General features: G+C 59.3%; 25 protein-coding genes. 3 read left to right on the top strand and 22 right to left on the bottom strand.

What is annotated here, in order from left to right:
* The 3 genes from ACIQ3A_RS08835 to ACIQ3A_RS08825 form a co-directional block, all read right to left on the bottom strand.
* Positions 1-375: DsbA family protein (locus ACIQ3A_RS08835; protein ID WP_396431371.1), on the bottom strand; the 375-nt coding region annotated here is incomplete at its 3' end.
* Positions 376-409: 34 nt separating this feature from the next.
* On the bottom strand, positions 410-667 hold the full coding sequence (locus ACIQ3A_RS08830; RefSeq protein WP_396431370.1) for a DUF1289 domain-containing protein: 258 nt from the start codon (positions 665-667) through the stop codon (positions 410-412).
* Positions 664-1,176: a YbaK/EbsC family protein gene (locus ACIQ3A_RS08825; protein WP_396431369.1), complete on the bottom strand. Its 513-nt coding sequence runs from the start codon at positions 1,174-1,176 to the stop codon at positions 664-666. Before ACIQ3A_RS08825 ends, ACIQ3A_RS08830 begins: the two co-directional genes overlap by 4 nt.
* A 54-nt stretch (positions 1,177-1,230) precedes the next feature.
* Between ACIQ3A_RS08825 and ACIQ3A_RS08820 the strand changes: the two genes are divergently transcribed.
* A complete protein-coding gene (locus tag ACIQ3A_RS08820; protein ID WP_396431368.1) occupies positions 1,231-1,878 on the top strand; it encodes a MarR family winged helix-turn-helix transcriptional regulator in 648 nt (215 codons plus the stop codon).
* Positions 1,879-1,961: 83 nt separating this feature from the next.
* A complete protein-coding gene (locus tag ACIQ3A_RS08815) occupies positions 1,962-3,539 on the top strand; it encodes a glycosyltransferase (protein WP_396431367.1) in 1,578 nt (525 codons plus the stop codon).
* Between the two features lie 91 nt (positions 3,540-3,630).
* On the opposite strand, the gene ACIQ3A_RS08810 is transcribed toward ACIQ3A_RS08815, so the two are convergent.
* From ACIQ3A_RS08810 to ACIQ3A_RS08770, 9 genes are read right to left on the bottom strand one after another with little or no spacing between them, the layout of a single operon-like run.
* Complete coding sequence (locus tag ACIQ3A_RS08810) at positions 3,631-4,539, bottom strand: hydroxymethylglutaryl-CoA lyase (protein WP_396431366.1); 909 nt, start codon at positions 4,537-4,539, stop codon at positions 3,631-3,633.
* 17 nt (positions 4,540-4,556) lie between these two features.
* Positions 4,557-5,477, bottom strand: coding sequence for a 2-hydroxyacid dehydrogenase (locus ACIQ3A_RS08805; protein WP_396431365.1), 921 nt, complete (start codon positions 5,475-5,477; stop codon positions 4,557-4,559).
* Positions 5,478-5,489: 12 nt separating this feature from the next.
* Complete coding sequence (locus tag ACIQ3A_RS08800) at positions 5,490-7,499, bottom strand: acetyl/propionyl/methylcrotonyl-CoA carboxylase subunit alpha (protein ID WP_396431364.1); 2,010 nt, start codon at positions 7,497-7,499, stop codon at positions 5,490-5,492.
* A 1-nt stretch (position 7,500) separates the two neighbouring features.
* On the bottom strand, positions 7,501-8,664 hold the full coding sequence (locus tag ACIQ3A_RS08795) for an alpha/beta hydrolase family protein (RefSeq protein WP_396431363.1): 1,164 nt from the start codon (positions 8,662-8,664) through the stop codon (positions 7,501-7,503).
* An 8-nt stretch (positions 8,665-8,672) separates the two neighbouring features.
* Entirely contained in the window at positions 8,673-9,458 is a 786-nt protein-coding gene (locus ACIQ3A_RS08790; RefSeq protein WP_396431362.1) for an enoyl-CoA hydratase/isomerase family protein, read from the bottom strand.
* Positions 9,455-10,000 carry a DinB family protein gene (locus ACIQ3A_RS08785; RefSeq protein ID WP_396431361.1) on the bottom strand — a complete coding sequence of 182 codons (546 nt, stop codon included), beginning with the start codon at positions 9,998-10,000 and terminating at the stop codon, positions 9,455-9,457. Before ACIQ3A_RS08785 ends, ACIQ3A_RS08790 begins: the two co-directional genes overlap by 4 nt.
* Positions 9,988-10,389: a PIN domain-containing protein gene (locus ACIQ3A_RS08780; protein ID WP_396431360.1), complete on the bottom strand. Its 402-nt coding sequence runs from the start codon at positions 10,387-10,389 to the stop codon at positions 9,988-9,990. The genes ACIQ3A_RS08785 and ACIQ3A_RS08780 overlap by 13 nt, the downstream gene beginning before the upstream one ends.
* Positions 10,386-10,712 carry a type II toxin-antitoxin system VapB family antitoxin gene (locus ACIQ3A_RS08775; protein ID WP_396431359.1) on the bottom strand — a complete coding sequence of 109 codons (327 nt, stop codon included), beginning with the start codon at positions 10,710-10,712 and terminating at the stop codon, positions 10,386-10,388. The genes ACIQ3A_RS08780 and ACIQ3A_RS08775 overlap by 4 nt, the downstream gene beginning before the upstream one ends.
* A 44-nt stretch (positions 10,713-10,756) precedes the next feature.
* The gene (locus ACIQ3A_RS08770; RefSeq protein WP_396431358.1) at positions 10,757-12,364 is read right to left on the bottom strand and encodes a carboxyl transferase domain-containing protein; all 1,608 of its coding nucleotides are present in this window, start codon (positions 12,362-12,364) and stop codon (positions 10,757-10,759) included.
* Positions 12,365-12,497: 133 nt separating this feature from the next.
* On the opposite strand from ACIQ3A_RS08770, the gene ACIQ3A_RS08765 reads away from it, so the two are divergent.
* Positions 12,498-13,541 (top strand): AraC family transcriptional regulator, encoded by a 1,044-nt coding sequence (locus ACIQ3A_RS08765; protein ID WP_396431357.1) that lies wholly within the window; start codon positions 12,498-12,500, stop codon positions 13,539-13,541.
* 11 nt (positions 13,542-13,552) lie between these two features.
* Here ACIQ3A_RS08765 and ACIQ3A_RS08760 read toward each other — a convergent pair whose 3' ends face one another.
* The 10 genes from ACIQ3A_RS08760 to ACIQ3A_RS08715 all read right to left on the bottom strand — a co-directional run.
* On the bottom strand, positions 13,553-14,200 hold the full coding sequence (locus ACIQ3A_RS08760; protein WP_396431356.1) for an HAD family hydrolase: 648 nt from the start codon (positions 14,198-14,200) through the stop codon (positions 13,553-13,555).
* Between the two features lie 18 nt (positions 14,201-14,218).
* A complete protein-coding gene (locus ACIQ3A_RS08755) occupies positions 14,219-14,611 on the bottom strand; it encodes a YchJ family protein (RefSeq protein WP_396431355.1) in 393 nt (130 codons plus the stop codon).
* Between the two features lie 41 nt (positions 14,612-14,652).
* A complete protein-coding gene (locus ACIQ3A_RS08750) occupies positions 14,653-15,084 on the bottom strand; it encodes a rhodanese-like domain-containing protein (protein ID WP_396431354.1) in 432 nt (143 codons plus the stop codon).
* A gap of 36 nt (positions 15,085-15,120) precedes the next feature.
* Complete coding sequence (locus ACIQ3A_RS08745; RefSeq protein WP_396431353.1) at positions 15,121-16,584, bottom strand: TrkH family potassium uptake protein; 1,464 nt, start codon at positions 16,582-16,584, stop codon at positions 15,121-15,123.
* Positions 16,584-17,975 (bottom strand): Trk system potassium transporter TrkA, encoded by a 1,392-nt coding sequence (gene trkA, locus ACIQ3A_RS08740; protein WP_396431352.1) that lies wholly within the window; start codon positions 17,973-17,975, stop codon positions 16,584-16,586. Before trkA ends, ACIQ3A_RS08745 begins: the two co-directional genes overlap by 1 nt.
* A gap of 49 nt (positions 17,976-18,024) precedes the next feature.
* Complete coding sequence (locus ACIQ3A_RS08735) at positions 18,025-19,152, bottom strand: acyl-CoA dehydrogenase family protein (protein ID WP_396431351.1); 1,128 nt, start codon at positions 19,150-19,152, stop codon at positions 18,025-18,027.
* A 20-nt stretch (positions 19,153-19,172) separates the two neighbouring features.
* Positions 19,173-19,850 carry an SDR family oxidoreductase gene (locus ACIQ3A_RS08730; RefSeq protein ID WP_396431350.1) on the bottom strand — a complete coding sequence of 226 codons (678 nt, stop codon included), beginning with the start codon at positions 19,848-19,850 and terminating at the stop codon, positions 19,173-19,175.
* A 3-nt stretch (positions 19,851-19,853) separates the two neighbouring features.
* Positions 19,854-21,035: an acetyl-CoA C-acyltransferase gene (locus ACIQ3A_RS08725; RefSeq protein ID WP_396431349.1), complete on the bottom strand. Its 1,182-nt coding sequence runs from the start codon at positions 21,033-21,035 to the stop codon at positions 19,854-19,856.
* Between the two features lie 99 nt (positions 21,036-21,134).
* Positions 21,135-21,791: a carbonate dehydratase gene (gene can / locus ACIQ3A_RS08720; protein ID WP_396431348.1), complete on the bottom strand. Its 657-nt coding sequence runs from the start codon at positions 21,789-21,791 to the stop codon at positions 21,135-21,137.
* A 31-nt stretch (positions 21,792-21,822) separates the two neighbouring features.
* Positions 21,823-21,958: acyl-CoA dehydrogenase family protein (locus ACIQ3A_RS08715; protein ID WP_396431372.1), on the bottom strand; the 136-nt coding region annotated here is incomplete at its 5' end.

Genomic DNA, 21,958 nt, shown 5'->3' with positions numbered 1-21,958 from the left:
TGCGTCGGCCGCCTCCAGACCGCTGCACCAGACATGCCGGAAAATCTTTTCGCACACAAACCGGTTGGGCTCGCCTGCCACATCACAAGCCGTGGCCAGGCGCAACAAGCCCAACGAATTGAACGGGTGGCTGGCGGGCAGCTGTAACGGGGTGCCCTGAACACGTGCCTGCCATTGCACTTGGCGATAGGCCCAGTCGCGCTTGGCGGGAATCTCTGCCGGACCCAACTGCCCATGGTGCTTGAGCATGGCGCCCAACACCACCGGCTTGTGCACCACGCGGTAACTGATGCCCTGCAAGCTTTGAGGCAAGGCGTCAAAGGCCAGCCAAGCGTAGGGAGAAATAAAGTCCAGGTAGAAGTGGATGGTTTTCATGGGGCTCCGGGCCGTGGGCCAAAAGTGGGGGGACTCAGCGGTCAGTCGCCTGGCGCTTCAACAAGCGCTCAGGAATCTGCGACCACACCAGCCGTTTTTCCTCGTCGCTGGCGCGGCTCCAGCCGCCGATTTCGGGCAGCGTGCGCAAGCACCCGTCACACCAGCCCGCACCGGGGTGCATCAGGCACAGTGAGACACAAGGCGATGGCACTGAATTGGGCGCCGGCGGCTCCGGCTCAGCCAGCACCTGGGCAGCGCGCTCAGCCAGTTTTTTCCAGTAGTGCTCGCTCATGCAGCCACCTCTGAGGTAGCCTGAACCACATCCACCACCGGTGCACCGGTCAGGTTCTTCAGGTCCTCGGGTTGCAACTGAAAAACGCCATGCGGGTGACCTGCCGCGGCCCAGACCACTGCAAAGCGCCACAGGTCCTGGTCGAGCAAGGTGACAGGCGGGTTGAGGTGCGCCACCGGGGAAACACCGCCAATCGAAAAGCCGGTGTGAGCCTTGACGAAATCGGCATCAGCCCGGCCCACCTTGCCCACCAGCGCCGACACTTTTTTCTCGTCGACCCGCCGGTCGCCCGAGGTGACCACCAGCACGGCCACGCCGTCTTGCTTGCGTTTGAAAATCACACTTTTGGCAATCTGGCCCAGCAGCACACCCAGCCCATCCGCCGCCTCTTGCGCGGTGCGGGCCGCACCATCCAGCATGATCGGCGCATGGCAGTGACCTGCTTCTTGCAGTGCGCGCGACACACGTTGCACCCCTTCAGGCAGCGCATGCAGTTCTGAGCCACACATGGATTACACCTTTTGAAATTTTGACAGCAGGTTAACCCATCATGCAAGTCACTGTTGCAACAAGGGCGCACACGCAATATTGGTATTGACCGAATCCCATGGGGTCCACGCGTCACGCGTCATTACATCCTGAGTTACATTGCTGCAACATTGTCTCAAGCCGTTTTCCTGGAGCACCCATTGAAGCTCGATGCGCCCAATCCCCCTGCAGATGCCACTGCTATTTCTTTACAAACCAATCAGATCGAGCTTTCAGCACAAGTTTTACGCCAGTTTCGAGTGGTGTTTGGTGCCGTTCGCCGCCATTTTCACAAAATTGAAAAACAAGCGGGCATTGGCGGAGCCAACATATGGACTTTGAGCCTGATCGCCGATCACCCTGGTATCGGTGTTTCTCAACTGGCCAAATACATGGATGTGCATCAATCAACCGCGAGCAATTTGGTGCGTACTCTCAACAAAGCGGGCCTGGTTCAGATCAACAAGTCAGCCCAAGACAAGCGCCATGTCGAGATATTCCCACTTCCAGATGGCTTGAAAATTCTCGACAAAGTCCCAAAACCCTACTCGGGCGTGTTACCCGCCGCGCTGGCCGAGCTTGACACGCCAAGCTTGTTGCGAATGACCAATGACCTGAACAAGCTGATTCAACGACTGGATGTCGACGAGTCGGCAGCGCAAACACCCCTGTCCATGCTTTGATGGACTCATGACACAAGCTGAAAGCAATAACCCAATACATTTGAACAAATGTAAAATGCAAAAGCTTGTGAAATTCAGGAGGCATGAAACATATGGCATGGTGGAATAGATTTTTTTCCTGGTTTCAAAAGACGTTTAAAAGAAGGCGCTCTTCGCCCCATCACACGGCTGCCGTTAAAGACTCCGTGGCACAGCCCCTCACGCTAGAGGCTCCCTTGACGCCATGCGTCACGGTCATCATCCCAGCACTCAACGAAGAAGCATGCATCGGCGATGTGGTGCGCTTCGCCTTCAGCGACTCGGCCACAGCCGAGGTCATTGTTGTAGATGACAGCTCCATTGACAACACCCGCGAACAAGCTCTCAAAGCTGGTGCCACAGTGATCACCAGCACCTTGCTGGGCAAAGGGGCCTCCATGGCGGATGGCGTACGAGTGGCACAACATGAATTGCTGGTGTTCTTGGATGGAGACTTGAAAGGACTCAGAAGCGGGATCATTACCGACCTGGTCAGACCCTTGATTGCGGGTCGCGCCGAATTTGTAAAAGCCCGCTTTGGACGGGGTGGGGGGCGCGTGACTGAGTTGACTGCCAAACCCATGTTGAAAGTTTTTTTCCCCGAATTGGCCCACTTCAATCAGCCCCTTGGGGGCATCATTGGAGCCCGCAGATCTCTGCTCAATCAATTGACTTTTGAAGACGGCTATGGGGTTGACATTGGCCTCTTGCTGGATGCTTGGCGAAACCATGCGAAGTTAATGGAGATTGACATTGGTCATTTGGAACATGACAGCCAACCCCTGCTGGATTTGACCTCGATGGCCAATGAAGTTTCACGGGTGATTTACAGCCGCGCCAGAGAAAGTGGTCGACTTCATGTGGAGCAGATCACGGCCATGTATGAAAACCAGCGCCAAGCCACTGCGTCATGGGAATATGTCATGACGCGTCAAAAAAGCAGACGCAAACTGTTGTTGCTGGACATGGATGGCACCGTAACCAGCAGCCGATTTGCCACGATGTTGGCTCAAGCCACAGACCAGGCCCTTGAGCTGGAAAAACATCTGGATGCTGGTAACGCCGACACACTGACACGAACGCGTCAAATTGCCCAGCTCTTCCGTTTTGTACATCGCAAGAAATTTGAATCTGTCGCCAAGGAAATGCCCATCCGCCCCGGCGTGATCGCAGCCGTAAACGCTTTTAAGCGGGCTGGTTTCATGGTCGGGATCGTCTCTGACAGTTATTTTGTGGCTGCGGAAATTTTGCGGAAAAGGATTTTTGCCGATTTTGCACTGGCTCACACGGTGCAGTTTCAGGGCGATGTCTGCACCGGGGAATTGACACTGAACAGTGCATTTTTGTCCGATACAGATGACGCCAACGAAGCCAGCATCTCAAAACATCATGTGGTGAAACTGTTCAAAAATAAAAATCTTGCACTGCCCTTTGAAACCATTTGGGCGGTAGGCGACAACGACAACGACCATGACTTGCTTTGCCTGGCCAACAAAGCATGGGTCATAGAGCCCAAATCACCCCGGCTCCAAACCATTCCAGGAATCATGATCTTGCAAGATTTTGACCAACTCCGGATGGCTTTACTGAATGACGAAGCAGCTTCAGCCAACGAGCCAGCGCTCAAACTGGTGTCTGCGTAAACCTGATAGCGGGCAGGCTGGTATGGTGCAGCGCGCGCGACACACGTTGCACCCCTTCAGGCAGCGCATGCAGTTCTGAGCCACACATGCGTCAACCCGCCCGCTTGTTGAGAACGGCAGTGGCCACACGCGAATTGGATTTGCGGCCCAGAAAATCGCTGATGAAAGCGCCCGCATCGACCAGCTTATCCAAGTCAATGCCCGTTTCGATGCCCATGCCATGCAGCATGTAAACCACTTCTTCGGTGGCCACATTGCCCGTTGCACCCTTGGCGTAAGGGCAACCGCCCAGCCCTGCGACCGACGACTGGAAATTCCACACGCCGACTTGCAGCGCGGCCAAGGTGTTGGCCAGCGCCTGCCCATAGGTGTCGTGGAAGTGGCCGCAAATGTTCGCCACATCAAAGTGTTTCAGAGTGGCTTCGATCGCCCTTTGCACCTTGAGCGGTGTGCCGGTGCCAATCGTATCGGCCACATCCACACGCTGCACGCCTATCTGCTTCATCAGGCCGGCCAGATACGCCACACTTTCAGGAGAAACATCCCCCTCGTAGGGGCAGCCCACGGTGCAACTCATGGCACCGCGCACCGCGATGCCCGCATCGCGGGCAGCCTGCACCACCGGGGCAAAGCGCTCGATGCTTTCTTCAATGGAGCAATTGATGTTTTTCTGGCTGAAAGCTTGGCTGGCCGCCGCGAACACCACGATCTCGTCGGGCCGGGAAGCCACCGCCGCCTGGAAGCCCTGCATGTTGGGGGTGAGCACCGAGTAGCGCACGTCTGAAGCGCGCTGAATGCCCGCCATGACTTCGGCGTTGTCGGCCATTTGCGGCACCCACTTGGGGCTGACAAAGCTGGTGACCTCGATCTCTTTCAGGCCTGCAGCCTGCAGGCGGTGCACCAACTCAATCTTGACATGGGCCGGCACAGGCTGCTTTTCATTTTGCAGGCCATCGCGAGGACCGACGTCGATGATTTGAACGCGGGAAGGAATCGACATGAAGGTTCTCTTTCTTTTCAATAGCCGCGCTGGTGATCCACAACACCGTTGATCGCCTCACCTCGCTGCAAAGCCTGAATTTTTCCCACAATCTGGGCAATGCTCTCTTCGCGCAAGGTGCGGGCGGAGGTGTGGGGGGTCACCGTGATTTTCGGGTGCTGCCAGAAACGGTGCGCTGCGGGCAGGGGCTCGGTGCGAAACACATCCAGCGTAGCGCCAGCCAGATGTCCTGTGTCAATCAGGGCGATCAAGTCGTCTTCGACCAAGTGCTTGCCCCGGGCCACATTGATGAGATAGCCACCTTTTTGCAATTGCGACAGCGTGCCCTGGTTGAGCATGTTTTCGGTTTCATGCGTGAGCGGCATCAGGTTGACGAGCACCCGGGTGGCCTGCAGGAATTGGGGCAAAGCCTGGATGCCACTGAAGCACCGGATGCCCGGCAGGTCTTTGGGGCTGCGGCTGTAACCGTTGACCGGGAACTCGAACACCTGCAGGGCTTTGGCCACCCGCTCACCCAGCACACCCAGGCCCATCACGCCGACGGCAAAATCGCTGCGGTTGCGCGGCTTGAGGTAAGACCATTTGCCCATCTGCGTGTCGGCGTCGTAGGCGTCGAACTCACGGAAATGCCGGATCACCGCGTGGCAAACGTATTCGGCCATCTGGACCGACATGCCAGCATCGTCCAGCCGCACCACTTTGAGCGCAGGCGGCAGCTTGAGCTGCAGCAAGGCATCCACGCCTGCGCCGATGTTGAACAGGGTTTTCAAGCCGAGTTGCTGGTCAATGAATTGCTGGGGTGGCGCCCAAACGATGGCGTGATCGGCTTGCGGGGCGCCCGGTGCCCATGCCGACACTTGTGCCCCAGGCAAAGCTTGTTGCAAGGCCTGCACCCAAGGCTCGGGCACGAGGCTGGGGAAACAGATGGTGATGTTCATGCCGAGATTTTGTCAGATCAATTTGAGCAGCTCTGCCCCGTCGGCGACCTGGTCACCGGGTGCATAGAGCAACTCGGCCACTTCGCCGTCTTTTGGCGCGCTGATGGTGTGCTCCATTTTCATGGCCTCCATCACCGCCAGCGGCTGGCCCGCCTTGACCTTGTCCCCAGCCTTGACGGCAAACGACACCACCTTGCCCGGCATGGGCGCGGTCAGGCGACCGCCTTCTTGCACGGCTTCGCCCGCGTGGGCCAGCGGGTCGAGCACGGTGATGCGGGTCGCACCCTGGGGCGTGAACAGGTGCGCGGTTTCGCCTTGCCAATCGAGTTGACTGAACAAACGCGGGGCATCACCCCACTGCACCCACAAGCCGGCGCCGTCGGCTGCAAAACCCAGCAAACCAGCCACGGGGGTATCGCCTTCCAGCGACAAGCTCAAGGCGCCATCGTGCAAACAATTCAGACGGGCAGAGCGCGGCTGCTCTTGCCAGAGAAATTCAAAGCGGCGTTGCGTCACACCATGCGACTGCCAGCCATCGCGGCGGCTGAACGGGTCGTGCCCCTGCAAGGCTTGCTCAGCGTGCAAAGTGTGCGCCACCACTGCGGCCACTGCCGCTGGCAAGCCCACGGTTTCCTGCTTGAAAAGCACAGCGGCCTCACGCTGAATGAGTGCGGTGTCGAGTTGCGCCTGGGCAAAAGCCGATGAGCGCACCACATGACGCAAGAACTGCACATTGGTGTTCAAGCCCACGATGTGGGTTTGCGCCAAAGCGGTATCGAGTCGTGCCAACGCCTGCTCACGCGTATCGCCGTGCACGATCAGTTTGGCCACCATGGAGTCGTAAAACGGGCTGATGGTGTCGCCCTCGCGCACGCCGTCGTCGACACGCACGCTGCCTCGCTCAAAATGGGTCGCTTGTGGCTTGCGGTAAACCTGCAGGGTCCCGGTGGCGGGCAAAAAGTTGTTGTCGGGGTTCTCAGCGCAGATGCGCGCCTCGATGGCATGGCCCTGAATGCGCAGCTGATCCTGACGCAAAGGCAGCGGCTCGCCACGGGCCACACGCAATTGCCACTCCACCAGATCCAGCCCGGTGATGGCTTCGGTCACGGGGTGCTCCACCTGCAGGCGGGTGTTCATTTCCATGAAGAAAAACTTCATCGATTCGGGTTGATCGTAGGCCGTTTGCTCGACGATGAATTCCACCGTCCCCGCGCCCACATAGTTCACCGCCTTGGCCGCCGCCACTGCGGCTGCGCCCATTTGCGCGCGCAGGGCTTCGGTCATGCCAGGCGCAGGTGCTTCTTCCAGCACCTTCTGGTGGCGGCGCTGCACCGAGCAATCGCGCTCAAACAAATACACGCAATTGCCTTGCGTGTCGCCAAACACCTGAATCTCAATGTGGCGAGGGCGCTGCACATATTTTTCAATCAGCACCGCATCACTGCCAAAGCTGTTGATGGCTTCGCGCTGGCAGGATGCGAGAGCGGCTGCGAAGTCTTCGGACTTTTCAACCACACGCATGCCCTTGCCGCCGCCGCCTGCACTGGCCTTGATGAGTGCCGGGTAACCGATGCGGTCGGCTTCGCGTTGCAGCAGTACCGGATCTTGGTCGACCCCGTGGTAACCAGGCACGAGCGGCACTCCGGCCGATTCCATCAATCGCTTGGATTCGGCTTTCAGGCCCATCGCCAGAATGGCCGATGCGGGCGGACCAATGAACACCAGACCGGCTGCCGCGCAGGCCTTGGCAAAGTCTTCGTTCTCGCTCAAGAAACCATAGCCGGGATGCACCGCCTCGGCACCCGTGGCTTTCGCCGCTTCCAGAATTCGCTCCCAGCGCAAATAGCTGTCTTTGGGGGCGCTGCCGCCCACATGCACCGACTCATCGCAAGCCTGCACATGCTTGGCCCCTGCATCAGCGTCTGAATAAACAGCCACCGTTTTGATGCCCAGACGGCGGGCAGTGGCCGCCACACGGCAAGCGATTTCGCCACGGTTGGCGATCAGAATTTTTTTGAACATGTTAATTTCTCCAAACCACTTGGTTATCTAAGGCGTACAACTTGCAAACGATGCCACGACGTGCCTGGCAAAACCCCAATGCACGGCCCACAGCCCAATCGCCTGTGGCAAAGCCAGCGCCTCCAGGACCGATGGCAAAAGCGCGAGGCAATGGGCTGGCCAGAAAACGGGTGTACAAATTTTTTCGGGTCTCAACCCCAACCGGTACTTTGTCAATATCGTCCAGCTGGGCAAAATTGCTCGCCTCCGGCACGGGTGGCAAGGCCGACTGGGTATAACCCGCTTTGGCCAGAAAGGCGTCGACCAAAGGAACCCAACGGTCCATGTCGGCGCTGAACCCAGAGTGCCCGTCCTGGCCGACCGCCCCCAACTGATGGAATTCGGCTTGCCCGCCCCCCTCCACCCATGCCCGGTGCCAGTCACGCGGCGCCTGAGCCCCCCAAAACAGATCGTTCTCCCAATACAGCCAGAGCATGGGTGCTTGGGCTTGAGCGGCTCGGGTTTTCCAGAGTTGTTGAATCTGCGTGGCGGCACACGAGCGGCCTGGCCGTGCCACAGGGTCACCCCCCGTGCCTCCTGAAAAATTTACCGCGCCTTGCAAGCCGGGTGGCTTGCGCCAGACAGTGGCGACCGTGGTCAAGCCACCCACCGATTGGCCCATGACCCACCAACGGGCAGCATCAATGAACGGCAAGCTGCGTGCGAATTCGGCCACTGCCAGCACCTGATCTGATGCGGCCAGGCTCATGGGTTCTACCCGAGGCTGAGCGCAACCGCCGCTGAACTCAGGATCAAAGCCATCAAAGGTTTCACCATAGCCAACACGCGTGGGCACCATGACCACAAAGCCCTTGCCCACCAAATAACGGGCCTGCTGTTCATAGCGATAGCGCAAAGGTTGGGCCATTTTTTCGCGGCTGGTGGCGCGGCCATGGTTGAGCACCACCATCGGAAATGGCCCATCGCCCACCGGCTTGAACACCGTGACCGGGATCTGACGCTGTTCCCGGCGACCGTAAAGGTCTTGCACCGACACCGGAATGCGGTAAACCTGTTCGTGCAAGTCTTTGGCAATCGGCAGCGCCTCGGCGGCTGTCTGCGCAAGCGAGGGGGTGGCAAGCAGGCTCAGCAGCCAGGCCAGCATGATGGCGTGAGCAAAGCGCATGTGCACAGTCAAGGCAACAACCAGGATGGTTTTCTTTTTTGCAAAAAGGACTGCACGCCCTCCTTGCCTTCACTGCTGGCACGGATATCGGCGATGCCGGCCACCGTCCGTGCCACCAGCGCGTCGTTGATTTCGCGCTCGGCCACGTCCTGCAACAATTTCTTGCAGGCACGCACGGCGTCGGGACTGGCATTCACCAGTGCCTGCGTCAGATCGGCGACTTTGGCATCCAGCGCATCCACGGCAACCACTTCGTGCACCAGGCCGATGCGGTGCGCCTCGGCAGCGCCAAAGCGCTCAGCCGTCAAAAAGTAGCGGTGCGCCGCACGCGTGCCCATGGCCCGAATCACATACGGGCTGATGGTCGCTGGGATCAGGCCCAGCTTGACCTCGCTCAAACAGTAATGGGCGGTGTCAACACTCACCGCCATGTCACACGCGGCCACCAGGCCCATGCCACCGGCATACACATCGCCCTGCACTTTGGCGATGGTCGGCTGCGGGCATTGGTAGATGGCGCGCAGCATGGCGGCCAACTCACCCGCATCGGCCAGGTTTTCTTCGTGGGTGTAGTCGGCCATGCGGCGCATCCAGTTCAGATCTGCGCCAGCGCAAAAGGCCGAGCCCTCAGCAGCCAGCACGACACAGCGCACGGCGCTGTCTTGCGCCACCGCCAGGAAAGCGTTTTTCAGCTCGGCAATCACTTCGTCGTTGAAGGCGTTGCGCACATCGGGGCGCGACAGCGTGATGGTCTGTACGCCACTCTGGGTGGAAATGTTCAGGGCTGTGCTCATACTTTTTTCGCCTCGGCGGCTTCCAATTGCAGGTGATAGACCCAGTCCAACTCGGGGCTGGGCTGGCCCAAAGCCGTCAGCGCGGCGGTGATCTGCCCACGGTGATGCGTGGCGTGATTAAAGACATGCGCCAGGGCGGCCGCGAACGGCAATGACTGCGGTACGCCTTTCATGGTCCGGTAGTCCAGCTGTCCGTCGAAACGTTCGGCTGGCCAAGTGGCGATGAGTCGCTCCCAATTGGCCGAACCGCCATTGAGTGCCTGCGCCAAGCGTTCGCGGTTGGGCTCCACTTCGGTGTCCAAGCCCAACAGTGGCGAAGCACCCTTAGAAAAACGTGCATACCAAAGCAGGTGTTCAGCGACCAACAAATGGTTAAGCGTGCCGTGAATGCTCTTGAAGAAAAGACCCAGATTTTTGAAGTAGTCTGTGTCGGCCACAGGCATCACCGCCTCAAGCAGACGGTGCGTGGCCCAGACGTGGTAACGGGCTTGTTGGTCGAAGTGGGTGTGAAAAGGACTCAGTGATGGTTTCAATGCGGCCATGTGTCCAGCCCTCCCAAAGTTTGAAGTGATTCAAAATCCGCGTCGCGGTGCAGCAGCGCGTGGCTGTGGGTCATGCAGTAGCTGGCCAACAGCACGTCAATGGGGCTGTGCACGGTGCGGCCCTGGCTGCGTAATCGCCGGTAACGCTCTGCCGCCTTCAACACAGGCGCTGTGCCCCCGATTTCCACCTGCGGCAATGCGCTCAAGAGTGTTTGGGCTTCGCGCATCAAGCCCCCTTCGCGAAACCCACGCATGACCTCAAACAGCACCAGATCAGCCATGCCGACCTCCACACTGGAATCGCCCAAGCAACGGGCCAAGGTCTGACTTTGCGTGCTTCGCCCTTCACGGAAAAAGTCGATCCAGACACTGGAGTCCACCAAGATCATTTGGCCTTGCTCCGTTTTGCCGCGGCCGGTTTCTTGGCTTTTGCCGAGCGTCCGGTCGTGGCTGCAGGCTTGGGCTTCACGTCGTACACACCCTGAGGCTCTTGGGCAGCCATGACTGAAGCCTCTGGCGTGCCGGCTTGCGCCCAAGCGGCGTCTGAGTCGTCCCATTGCAACTTGCCACGCAAGGCCAGCAAACCGTTGTAGACCTGACGCCGACGCACCAGGCGCAAGCCCTCTTCGACCGCTTCCTTTTTGGTCTTAAATCCGCCCGCCGCCATAGCGGCGGCCATCAAGTCGTCGTCGATTTCGATGTTGGTTCGCATGTTTTCAGCCCCTTAATGTGTATATATTTTCAAAATCATACACATTACATGCGGAAAAGTCCAAATTTCGTCTCGGGAATCGGTGCGTTCAGCGATGCACTCAGGCCCAGCGCCAGCACGCGGCGCGTATCGGCTGGGTCGATGATGCCGTCATCCCAGATGCGGGCGGTGGCGTAGTAAGGGTGACCCTGGTCTTCATATTGCTGCTTGATCGGCGCCTTGAAGGCTTCTTCTTCTTCCATGCTCCACTGCCCGCCCTTGCCTTCAATGCCATCGCGCTTGACGGTGGCCAGAACGCTCGCGGCCTGTTCACCACCCATGACGCTGATGCGGGCGTTGGGCCACATCCACAAAAAGCGCGGGCTGTAAGCGCGGCCGCACATGCCGTAGTTACCCGCGCCAAAGCTGCCGCCAATGATGATGGTGAATTTGGGCACCGCAGCGGTGGCCACGGCGGTGACCATCTTGGCGCCGTTGCGGGCGATGCCTTCGTTCTCGTATTTTCGACCGACCATAAAGCCGGTGATGTTTTGCAAAAACACCAACGGGATCTTGCGTTGGCAGCACAGCTCGATGAAGTGCGCGCCTTTCAGCGCCGACTCGCTGAACAAAATGCCGTTGTTGGCAATGATGCCCACCGGCATGCCTTCGATGCGCGCAAAACCGCAAATCAAGGTGGTGCCAAAGCGCGACTTGAATTCGTCAAACTCGGAGCCATCCACAATGCGGGCGATGATCTCGCGCACATCGAAGGGCTTGCGGGTGTCTGTGGGAATCACGCCATACAGCTCTTTCGCATCGAACTTGGGTGGCACGGGGGCATGCGTCGCGATGTTCGGTGCCTTTTGGACGTTCAGGTTTTTCACAGCCTGTCGCGCCAGGGCCAAGGCATGCACATCGTTTTGCGCCAAGTGGTCGGCCACACCAGACAAGCGGGTGTGCACGTCACCGCCGCCCAAGTCTTCGGCAGTGACCACCTCGCCCGTGGCCGCCTTGACCAAAGGCGGGCCACCCAGAAAGATGGTGCCCTGGTTTTTGACGATGATGGTTTCGTCGCTCATGGCGGGCACATACGCGCCGCCCGCGGTACAGCTGCCCATGACCACCGCAATTTGCGCGATGCCCAGCGCACTCATGTTGGCCTGGTTAAAAAAGATGCGGCCGAAGTGGTCGCGGTCCGGAAAAACCTCGTCCTGGTTGGGCAGGTTGGCGCCGCCCGAATCGACCAGGTAAATGCAGGGCAAGCGGTTTTGTTGCGCGATTTCCTGCGCGCGCAAATGCTTTTTCACCGTCATGGGGTAATAGGTGCCACCCTTCACGGTGGCGTCGTTGCAGACAATCATGCAGTCCACCCCGCTGACACGGCCAATGCCCACGATCACACCCGAACTGGGCGCGTCGTTGTTGTACATGTTGAGCGCAGCCAAGGGCGCCACTTCCAGGAAGGGCGTGCCGGGGTCGAGCAGCATTTGCACACGGTCGCGTGGCAGCAACTTGCCACGCGCGGTGTGCTTGGCGCGCGGGGCATCACCCCCGCCCAAAGCCACACATTCCAGATGGGTGCGCAGGTCATCGACCAGGCCACGCATGGCGGCAGCGTTGTGCTGGAAATCGGCGGAACGCGGGTTCAGTAGGGAGTGCAAAACTGTCATGGGGATTCCTTGTCAAAGCACCACCTGGTTTGGCCAAACCGGGCATTCAAGGTGCAATGGCCATCAGCTTAGGCCTGTTTGCAGCTTGTCGGGTGTCAAATGGGTTGCAAATCGTGCCACAATTTATACCAACATGCGCCCCAACGATACGGACATCCCCAACCTGAGCCCCTCAGGCCGAACAGAAACACCCATGGCTTTTGTGCGGGCCATTGCCACTGCCTACGCACAACGTGGCATGGACCCTTTGCCCGCGCTGACCGCAGCACAAATTGCGCCAAACTTACTGAATCAAGCTGAGGCGCGCATCACCGCCCTGCAAATGGAGTGGTTGTCCGCCACCGCCATGAAAGCGCTGGACGATGAGGCTCTGGGCTGGTTCAGCCGACGCCTGCCCTGGGGCAGTTACGGCATGCTGGTGCGCGCATCGCTGACGGCCCCCACCTTGAGCGTGGCGCTGCAACGCTGGTGCCGTCACCACGGCCTGTTGACCGACGACATCCATTTGAAAATTTCCCAGGACCATGGCATCGCCAGCCTGGAATTGCACGAAGGCTGCGATTTGGGCCCACTGCAGGAGTTTTGCGTGGTCTCGGTGCTGCGCAACGCTTTAGGCGTGGCCTGCTGGCTGACCGACTCGCGCATTCCGCTGCTGCAAACCACCTTGCGATTTGCACCCCCCACGCACGCCGACAGCTACCAAGTGCTGTTTGACGGGCCCACGCAATTCAATGCCGCCATGCACAGCCTGCAGTTTGATGCGGGCTACCTGAACTTACCCGTGCGCCGTGACGAAGCCGCATTGCAACGCATGTTACAACGTGCCCTGTTGCTCACAGTCCGGCCCTACCGGCGTGACCGCCTGCTGGTCGAAAAAGTCCGCCAGACCCTGGCCGAGCACCCCGAACACAGCCGCAACGCCAGCGATCTGGCCGCGTGGCTGAACCTGTCGGCACGCACGCTGCACCGGCAACTGAAAGACGAAGGCGCCAGCCTGCAACAACTCAAAGATGCCGTGCGCCGTGACCTGTCCATGGACTTGCTGCTGCGCACACAGCGTCCGATCAAACAGATCGCCTCGGAAGTGGGCTTTCAGAACGAAAAGAGTTTCATGCGGGCGTTCAAGGGCTGGACAGGCCAGACGCCCGATGGGTTCAGAGGGGCTCAGCCGGGCTGAGCAGTTTGGCGTCAGCCCAAGCGCAATTCGTGCATGCCTGTGAACACCCGCTGCGCGCCCGCCCGCAGCAGCGGCGCATGCTCAGCCGGCGCGGCAGCATAGGCCCACACGGTAGCACCTGCTGCCACGCCAGCCGTGATGCCCACGGTGGTGTCTTCCACCACCAGGCAACGCACCGGGTCAATCTTCAAATGGGCGGCAGCCGCCAGGTACACATCGGGGTGCGGTTTGCTGCGCGGCATTTCGTGCCCGCTGAAAATGCGGCCCTCAAAAAAAGCCATCAAGCCCACTTGCTTGAGCATCATCTCGACCTTGAAACGGTCAGCGCCGGAAGCCACGGCGATGCGGCCCTGGCAATGGTCATGCAAATGCGCCACCGCCTCATGCACGCCCTCGATGGCGGTGATGCTTTGCGTCAGTCGCTCGTTGCGCAGGGCAAAGAACTGTTCCAGCCAGGCATCGGTGAGAGGCTGGCCGGTGTTCGCCTCGATGGTTATGCGCTGGCTTTTAACCGTATGGCCAACGAAACGCTGCATGCATTCAGCCAGCGTCATGCGCCAGCCTTGCTGCTCAAACATGTCACGCAACACACCGCAGGTGATGGCCTCGCTGTCCACCAGCACGCCGTCGCAATCAAACAAAATGGCTTCAAAGTTCATGCGGGTGATCATAAGGTTTCAGAGCACATCGCCGTCCACATAAAACCAGCGATCGGCTTCACGTACAAAACGGCTGAGCTCGTGTTGGCGAACGGCCTTGCCGACTACCCGAAAGCGGGCGACGAATTCGACCTCGGCGGTGTGTTCGCCTGTGTTGCGGTGTTGCTTGATCTCCAGGCCCAGCCACTTTCCCCCAGCGTCGAGTGTCAGCTCAGCAGGTCGTTGGTTGGTATGCCAGGTGGCCAGCAAATACGCCACATCGCCCAGCACAAAGGCGCTGTAGCGCGAGCGCATGAGGCGCTCAGCATCGGGTGCAGCCTGGCCCGCGTGCAAAGGGCCACAGCAATGGTCCAAGGCAAAGGCTTGGCCTTTGGCCGTGCAGCGACCACAGGGACAAGCTTGCAAATTCATGTCCGCCAAAAGCCTGATTTTTTCAGATCGTTTGCAGCGAATCAAGGCGCTTTGCGTGCAACGTTTTCAGCCTTGTGCTGTTCCAGCGTGACCATGGGCGCAAAGGCTTTTTTCCAAGCGCCATAGCCGCCGTCGATATGGGCGACATTGGTCATGCCCATGTCTTGCAGGGTTTTGGTAGCCAGAGCGCTGCGCCAGCCAGCCCCGCAAAACAAAATGAACTCTTTGCTTTCATCTGCAAACACCGGCTTGAAATAAGGCGAGGCAGGGTCAACCCAAAACTCCAGCATGCCCCGCGGGGCCAACAAGGCACCCGGCACCGTGCCTTCACGTTCTAGCTCTCGCGGATCGCGAATGTCCACAATTTGCACTTTTGGATCATTTAAGCGGGCTTTGACCTGTTCCACACTGTAGGTCGTGATTTGACCCATGGCCTCATCAACGAGTACCTGGAATCCTTTGGTGATGGGCATGCGTGTCTCCTTGTGTTGTCGGCAAAAGTGCCTGCATTATTTGCGCCAGAAGTGCGAACTGAACAAGACCAGCACCGACAGCAGCTCCAGTCGGCCCAGTAGCATGGCAAAGCTCAAAACACCCAGCTGGAAGGGGTTCAGACCGCCGTAATTGCCAGAGGGGCCGACCTGGCCCAAGCCGGGGCCGATGTTGTTGACGGTGGCGATGACAGCCGAGAATGCGGTCACGATGTCCAAGCCGCTGAGCAAGAGCAACATGCTCAGGCCCATGGTCGCACCGCCATAAATAAGCATGAAGCCCAGCACCGCCGTCATGACCGACATGGGGATCACGGCACCGCCCAGTGTGACCGGGTTGATGACACGGGGGTGGATGATGCGCACCAGCTCGCGTCGGGCTTGCTTGATCAGCAAGACCATGCGCACCATCTTGATGCCACCGCCCGTGGAGCCGGCGCAAGAAGCAAAGCAGCCAAGAAACATTAACAAAATAGGGGCAAACACTGGCCACTGCGAGTAATCGGTGGCGGCATAACCGGTGGTAGTGGCCAAAGACACCACATGAAAAGCACTGATGCGCAAGGCCTCCAAGCCGTTTTCATAAACGCCATGAACCAAGAGCAAGGCCATCACCAACAAGGTGGAGGCCAACAAGACACTCAGGTAAGTGCGAATCTCCCGATCGTTGCTGATGGGCAGGAGGGATCGGCTGCGCAGGACCACAAAGTAGCGCACAAAGCTGATGCCGGCCAGGGTCATGAACACAATCGCGACCCACTCGATCATGGGCGAATTGAAGTGCCCAAAACTGGCGTCGTAAGAAGAAAAACCGCCCAGACCCATGGTGGTGCACATGTGCATGAAGGCATCGGCCCAGCTCATGCCAGCCCAGCGGTAAGCCAGCAGGCACGCGCCCGAAAACAAAAAGTAAACACCCCACAAACCCCTCGCCGTCTCGGCAATGCGCGGGGTGAATTTGGTGTCTTTCATGGGGCCGGGCGTTTCGGTCTTGTACAGCTGCATACCGCCCAGGCCCAACATGGGCAAGACCGCCACCACCAAAAGCATAATGCCCAGCCCACCGATCAGCTGCAGAAAGCAGCGCCAGATGTTGACCGAAACCGGCAAATGGTCAAGCCCCGAAAGCGCCGTAGCGCCCGTGGCCGTGAGCGCGCTCATGGCCTCGAAGTAAGCTTTGAACCAGGTAATTTCAGGCACCAAAAACATGAGGGGCAGAGCCGAGTACGCAGGCAAGACCAGCCACACCATGTTGACCAACAAGAAGCCGTCTTTGGTATTTAATTCTCGCTGGTGCTTTTGCGTGATCGCCACCAGCACCAAGCCACTCACAGCCGTCAAAGCAAAACCAGCCAGCCAGATCCATTGCAGGTCGTGGTGGTCTTCAAACCAGGCCCAGATACCAGGCACCAAAAACGTGACTGAGAACGTGATCAGGATGCGCGCCATCAAAGACAACACGGGAGCGAAAAACGTGAACATCAGCCAAAGAAGGTCGCGCTGACCTGAAAGAGTTTTTCCACCGCACGCACATCGCACTTGTTGGGGATGAACAAGATGATGTGGTCATTGGATTCGATCAGGGTGTCATGGTGCGGCATCAGCACTTCGGACTTTTTGCCTTCTCCGCGCACGATGGCGCCCATGCTCACCCCTTGGGGCAGTTTGATTGCCTCGACACGCCGCCCGACCAGTTTCGACGTCTTGATATCGCCACGCGCAATGCCCTCCATGGCCTCAGCTGCACCCCGCCGCAAGCTGTGCACCGCCACCACATCGCCCCGTCGCAAATGCGCCAGCAACTCACCGATCACGGTTTGCGCAGGCGAGATCGCAATGTCAATCGTGCTGCCTTGCATCATGTCGGCATATGCGCGGCGGTTGATCAGGGCCATCACACGTCGTGCGCCCATGCGCTTGGCCAACATGGCAGACATGATGTTGTCCTCGTCGTCGCTGGTCAGTGCCAGAAACAGGTCCATCTCGCCCACGTTCTCTTCCTGCAGCAGGTCTTCATCGGCTCCGTCGCCGTTCAGGATCAGGGTACTGGATGGCAACTGGCTGGCCAAGTATTCACAGCGTTTTTTGTCGTGCTCGATCAGCTTCACGTCGTAGGTATCGGCCAGAATGCGCGCCAGGCGCAAGCCCACTTTGCCACCACCCGCCAACATCAGGCGCTGCACAGGTTTGTCGGTTTTGTGGATGCCGCCCAACACGATGGGGATCGTGCGCGTATCAGCCAGCACAAAGACCTCATCGCCGGGCAGGATGCGGGTCTCGGGCAAGGCATCCACTTGCGCATCTTGCCGGTACAGCGCCACCACGCGCATCTCGGCATCGGGCAATCGGGCCCGAAACTCGGCGATGGTATGGTTCACCAGCAAGCTGTCGGCCGCTGCACGCACCACGATCAGGCTGACACGGCCATCGGCAAACTCAAGCACTTGCAAGGCCTCAGGGTACTGGATGAGCTGTTGGATGCAGCGCATCACCGACTCTTCGGGGCAAATGACATGGTCCACCGCAAAGCCAGACTTACCCAGCAACTCATCACCCTCGTTGAACTCGGGTGAGCGCAACCGGGCGATGGTGGTGGGCACATTGAAAACGTCGTGTGCGATCTTGCAGACCACCAAATTCGACTCGTCAGCCGCCGCGCAGGCAATCAGCATGTCAGCGTCCTGGGCACCTGCTTCGCGCAGCACCGAGGGCTGAATGCCGTTGCCCACCACTCCGCGCAGGTCCAGGCGCTCTTCGAGCAGCCTCAGGCGTGCTGGGTCCTGGTCGATGACTGTGATGTCGTTTTGCTCGGAAACCAGGCTTTCAGCGACGCTTTCGCCCACACGGCCCGCACCCAGGATAATGATGTTCATAATCCGAAATCATACGTGAAGGGCCAACACCTCCCGGCCATTCTTGAACTCAAAGTGCGCGCTGGATGATGATTTTCTGCACGTCGCTGGTGCCTTCGTAAATCTGGCACACACGCACATCGCGGTAAATGCGCTCGACCGGGAAGTCGCTCACATAGCCGTAACCGCCCAAAGTCTGGATGGCGGCAGAGCACACCATTTCGGCCGCTTCGCTGGCAAACAGTTTGGCCATGGCGGCTTCTTTCAGGCAAGGGCGGCCCGCGTCGCGCAGGCTGGCGGCGTGCCAAATCAGCTGGCGCGCCGCTTCGAGTTGCGTGGCGCAATCGGCCAGACGGAACCCCACCGCTTGGTGGTTGAAGATGGCGGTGCCAAAACTCTCGCGTTGCTTGGCATAGTCAATCGCTACATCGAGTGCGCTGCGCGCCATGCCCAGGCTTTGGGCGGCGATGCCGATGCGCCCACCCTCCAAAGACGACAGGGCGATCTTGTAGCCTTCGCCTTCCTGGCCAATCAGGTTCTCAGCCGGAATGCGGCAATTGTCAAAGTTGATTTGCGCGGTGTCGCTGCTGTGCTGTCCGAGCTTGTCTTCGAGCCTGGCCACCACATAGCCGGGCGCGCTGGTGGGCACCAAGAAGGCGCTCAGGCCTTTCTTGCCGGCGCCCTTGTCGGTCACAGCGATCACCACCGCCACATCGCCATGCTTGCCGCTGGTGATGAACTGCTTGACGCCGTTGATGACGTAGTCGTCGCCCACTTTCATGGCCGTGGTGCGCAGGGCCGAAGCGTCCGAGCCCACATGCGGCTCGGTCAGGCAGAACGCGCCGAGCATCTGGCCTTGGGCCAAAGGCCGCAGCCACTGCTCTTTTTGCGCGGCATTGCCGTACATCATCAAGATGGCGTTGACAGGGCAATTGGTGACGCTGATGGTGGTGCTGACCCCGCCGTCACCGGCAGCGATTTCTTCCAGCACCAGCGCCAGCGTCACATAGTCCAGACCCGCGCCGCCCAATTCTTCGGGCACACAAATGCCATAAGCCCCCAGCTCGGCCAGACCCTTGTGTGCTTCTTTGGGAAAGTGGTGCTTTTTGTCCCACTCGGCGGCGTGGGGCCACAGCTCGCGCTGGGCAAAGTCGCGCACGGCATCGCGGATCATTTCCTGGTCGGGGGTCAGCAGCATGGGGCTCTTTCTTTATCGGGTCACCACGGCAGCGTGCTGCCGTCATGGTTCAAAAATGCGCCACGGTGTTTCGGGTCGCGTTGAGTACGCACTGCCTCTAGCGTTTGGCGCAGGCTGGCTGCACTGTCTTGCACTTTCACAGGCGCTTGCGGCCCCCCCATGTCGGTCTGCACCCAGCCGGGGTGTAAGGCCATACAGCCAATTTCAGGAAAGTCATGCTGAGCACATCGGATGTACATGTTCAGCGCCGCCTTGCTCATTCGATAGAGCACCGCCATGCTGGATTCGGTCAATGTCAAACTGCCGAAGTGACTGCTGATGACTGCAAAAGTACCAGCAGACTGGGCCAAAATGGGTGCGATTTGTGGCAGCACCATCATGGGCCCCATGGCATTGGTGTGCATCAACAGATCGAATTTATCTCGGGTGGGCGCAGATACGGCAGAGTCCCGATCGCCTACCCCGGCAACATACACAGCCAAATCGATCTTCTCGCCGTCGAGTTGCCTAGCCAAGCCTGAGTTGCTGGCCGGGTTGGCCACATCCAGTCGCAAGGTTTCGGCACCCAAGGTTTTCAGGAGAGCGAGCCCGTCGTCCGAACGCGCAGTAGCGATAACGCGCCAGCCATCTTCGATGTACTGGCGTGCCAGTTCAAAACCGATGCCGCGCGATGCGCCGATGAGCAGGACAGTCGACATTCGTCAAACCAGTTCGAGGGCAATGGCCGTGCCTTCACCGCCGCCGATGCACAGCGTGGCCAGGCCCTTCTTGAGGCCACGGGCCTTGAGCGCGTGGATCAGCGTCACCATGATGCGCGCACCCGATGCGCCAATGGGGTGCCCCAGTGCGCAAGCGCCGCCATTCACATTCACCTTGTCGTGCGGTACGCCCAGCTCTTTCATGAGCGCCATGGGCACCACGGCAAAGGCTTCGTTGACTTCCCACAGGTCCACGTCTGCCACCTTCCAGCCGGCTTTGGCCAGGGCTTTTTGGGTCGCGCCCACGGGGGCGGTGGCAAACCATTCGGGCTCTTGGGCGTGGGTGGCGTGGCTGACGATGCGGGCCAACGGCTTGCAACCCAATTTTTTGGCCGTGCTTTCACGCATCAACACCATGGCAGCGGCGCCGTCGTTAATCGACGAGCTGCTGGCGGCGGTGATGGTGCCGTCCTTTTTGAAGGCGGGCTTGAGGCTGGTGATCTTGTCGAGCTTGACTTTGCCCGGTCCTTCGTCAATGGACACCACGCGCTCACCGCTGCGGTCTTTCACGGTGACCGGCGTGATTTCGGCGGCAAAGGCGCCCGACTCGGTGGCGGCCTTGGCACGCTGCACGCTGGTGGTGGCAAAGTGGTCTTGCTCGGCACGGGTGAAGTTGTATTTGGCAGCGCAGTCTTCGCCAAAGGTGCCCATGCTGCGGCCGGGCTCGTAAGCGTCTTCCAGTCCGTCGAGCATCATGTGGTCAAAAATTCGGTCGTGTCCCATGCGGTAACCACTGCGGCCCTTGAGCATCAAGTAAGGCGCGTTGGTCATGCTTTCCATGCCACCAGCCACCAGAACATCGTGCGTGCCGGCCACCAGCGCGTCGTGCGCGAACATGGCTGCGCGCATGCCTGAGCCACACATTTTGGACAAGGTGACCGCACCTGCGCTCTTGGGCAAGCCACCCTTGAAGGCCGCCTGACGCGCTGGGGCCTGGCCCTGACCCGCCATCAAGCAGTTGCCAAACAAGACCTCGGTGACCAACTCGGGGCTGATGCCAGCCCGTTCGACAGCGGCCTTGATGGCGGCCCCCCCGAGGTCGTGCGCGGCCAGACTGGCGAAGTCACTTTGAAAACTGCCCATGGGGGTTCGGGCAGCACTGACGATGACGATGGGATCAGACATGGTGTTCTCCAACTGTTCAAAAAGAAATCAACTTTCGTTGTTTTGCGCTGCGCAAGGAAGACATCGGAAGATGTACACCTCGCATGTCTGTCACCTGAATCACATGCCGCCGCGCGGGTAACGCTTGAAGGCGCGACGGAAGACGTCGACCACCTCACTGGCACCGGTCATGCTGACACCCAGGTCTTTCACCAGGCCATCGTCCAGACCGTAAATCCACCCGTGCACGGTGACCTTCTGGCCACGGCTCCAGGCGTCTTGCATGACGTTGGACAAGGCGACGTTGCCGACCTGCTCAATCACGTTCATCTCGCACATGGCGGACTCGAGTTCGGCTTGCGGCAAATGGTTCAGGCGTTGGCGGTGGCGCAAGCGCACGTCTTGTACGTGTCGCAACCAGTTGTCGGCCAGACCCACCCGCATGCCCCGCGTGGCAGCCAATACGCCGCCGCAGCCGTAATGGCCCACCACCATGATGTGCTCGACCTTCAAGGCATCGACCGCGTACTGAATGACCGACAAGGCATTCAGGTCGGAATGCACCACCACGTTGGCCACGTTGCGGTGCACAAAGACCTCTCCAGGGTCTAGCCCGGTGATCTGGTTGGCGGGTACCCGGCTGTCAGAGCAGCCGATCCACAAGTACTTGGGGGTTTGCTGGTTGGCCAGACGTGAGAAATACGCAGGGTTCTCGCGCACCATGCGCGCGGCCCATTCACGGTTGTTGTCAAAAAGGTGTTGCAGTGATGTGCTCATGCGGTGATTGTCGCAGTCCAGGAAAAAGGCTTCAACAAGTCTCGGCAAACAATTCGCGGCCAATCAGCATGCGGCGAATTTCGCTGGTGCCCGCGCCGATCTCGTACAACTTGGCATCGCGCCACAAACGGCCCAGCGGGTATTCGTTGATGTAGCCATTGCCGCCA

This window comes from Limnohabitans sp., assembly GCF_044361985.1.
GTDB lineage: Bacteria > Pseudomonadota > Gammaproteobacteria > Burkholderiales > Burkholderiaceae_C > Limnohabitans_A.
The sequence above is the reverse complement of the archived record's forward strand: the minus strand, read 5'-3'. Positions and strand labels throughout refer to the sequence as shown.

Excerpts from the sequence above, each read along its gene's own strand:
- ACIQ3A_RS08730 (WP_396431350.1), bottom strand. The coding sequence starts at position 19,850 with ATGTCGACTGTCCTGCTCATCGGCGCATCGCGCGGCATCGGTTTTGAA.
- ACIQ3A_RS08775 (WP_396431359.1), bottom strand. The coding sequence starts at position 10,712 with ATGCGAACCAACATCGAAATCGACGACGACTTGATGGCCGCCGCTATG.
- ACIQ3A_RS08790 (WP_396431362.1), bottom strand. The coding sequence starts at position 9,458 with ATGAGCACAGCCCTGAACATTTCCACCCAGAGTGGCGTACAGACCATC.
- ACIQ3A_RS08770 (WP_396431358.1), bottom strand. The coding sequence starts at position 12,364 with ATGACAGTTTTGCACTCCCTACTGAACCCGCGTTCCGCCGATTTCCAG.
- ACIQ3A_RS08765 (WP_396431357.1), top strand. The coding sequence starts at position 12,498 with ATGCGCCCCAACGATACGGACATCCCCAACCTGAGCCCCTCAGGCCGA.
- ACIQ3A_RS08805 (WP_396431365.1), bottom strand. The coding sequence starts at position 5,477 with ATGAACATCACCATCTGTTTCCCCAGCCTCGTGCCCGAGCCTTGGGTG.
- ACIQ3A_RS08745 (WP_396431353.1), bottom strand. The coding sequence starts at position 16,584 with ATGTTCACGTTTTTCGCTCCCGTGTTGTCTTTGATGGCGCGCATCCTG.
- trkA (WP_396431352.1), bottom strand. The coding sequence starts at position 17,975 with ATGAACATCATTATCCTGGGTGCGGGCCGTGTGGGCGAAAGCGTCGCT.
- ACIQ3A_RS08735 (WP_396431351.1), bottom strand. The coding sequence starts at position 19,152 with ATGCTGCTGACCCCCGACCAGGAAATGATCCGCGATGCCGTGCGCGAC.
- ACIQ3A_RS08750 (WP_396431354.1), bottom strand. The coding sequence starts at position 15,084 with ATGCCCATCACCAAAGGATTCCAGGTACTCGTTGATGAGGCCATGGGT.
- ACIQ3A_RS08760 (WP_396431356.1), bottom strand. The coding sequence starts at position 14,200 with ATGAACTTTGAAGCCATTTTGTTTGATTGCGACGGCGTGCTGGTGGAC.
- ACIQ3A_RS08815 (WP_396431367.1), top strand. The coding sequence starts at position 1,962 with ATGAAACATATGGCATGGTGGAATAGATTTTTTTCCTGGTTTCAAAAG.
- ACIQ3A_RS08830 (WP_396431370.1), bottom strand. The coding sequence starts at position 667 with ATGAGCGAGCACTACTGGAAAAAACTGGCTGAGCGCGCTGCCCAGGTG.
- ACIQ3A_RS08725 (WP_396431349.1), bottom strand. The coding sequence starts at position 21,035 with ATGTCTGATCCCATCGTCATCGTCAGTGCTGCCCGAACCCCCATGGGC.
- ACIQ3A_RS08780 (WP_396431360.1), bottom strand. The coding sequence starts at position 10,389 with ATGATCTTGGTGGACTCCAGTGTCTGGATCGACTTTTTCCGTGAAGGG.
- ACIQ3A_RS08785 (WP_396431361.1), bottom strand. The coding sequence starts at position 10,000 with ATGGCCGCATTGAAACCATCACTGAGTCCTTTTCACACCCACTTCGAC.
- ACIQ3A_RS08800 (WP_396431364.1), bottom strand. The coding sequence starts at position 7,499 with ATGTTCAAAAAAATTCTGATCGCCAACCGTGGCGAAATCGCTTGCCGT.
- ACIQ3A_RS08810 (WP_396431366.1), bottom strand. The coding sequence starts at position 4,539 with ATGTCGATTCCTTCCCGCGTTCAAATCATCGACGTCGGTCCTCGCGAT.
- ACIQ3A_RS08755 (WP_396431355.1), bottom strand. The coding sequence starts at position 14,611 with ATGAATTTGCAAGCTTGTCCCTGTGGTCGCTGCACGGCCAAAGGCCAA.
- ACIQ3A_RS08795 (WP_396431363.1), bottom strand. The coding sequence starts at position 8,664 with ATGCGCTTTGCTCACGCCATCATGCTGGCCTGGCTGCTGAGCCTGCTT.
- ACIQ3A_RS08825 (WP_396431369.1), bottom strand. The coding sequence starts at position 1,176 with ATGTGTGGCTCAGAACTGCATGCGCTGCCTGAAGGGGTGCAACGTGTG.
- can (WP_396431348.1), bottom strand. The coding sequence starts at position 21,791 with ATGAGCACATCACTGCAACACCTTTTTGACAACAACCGTGAATGGGCC.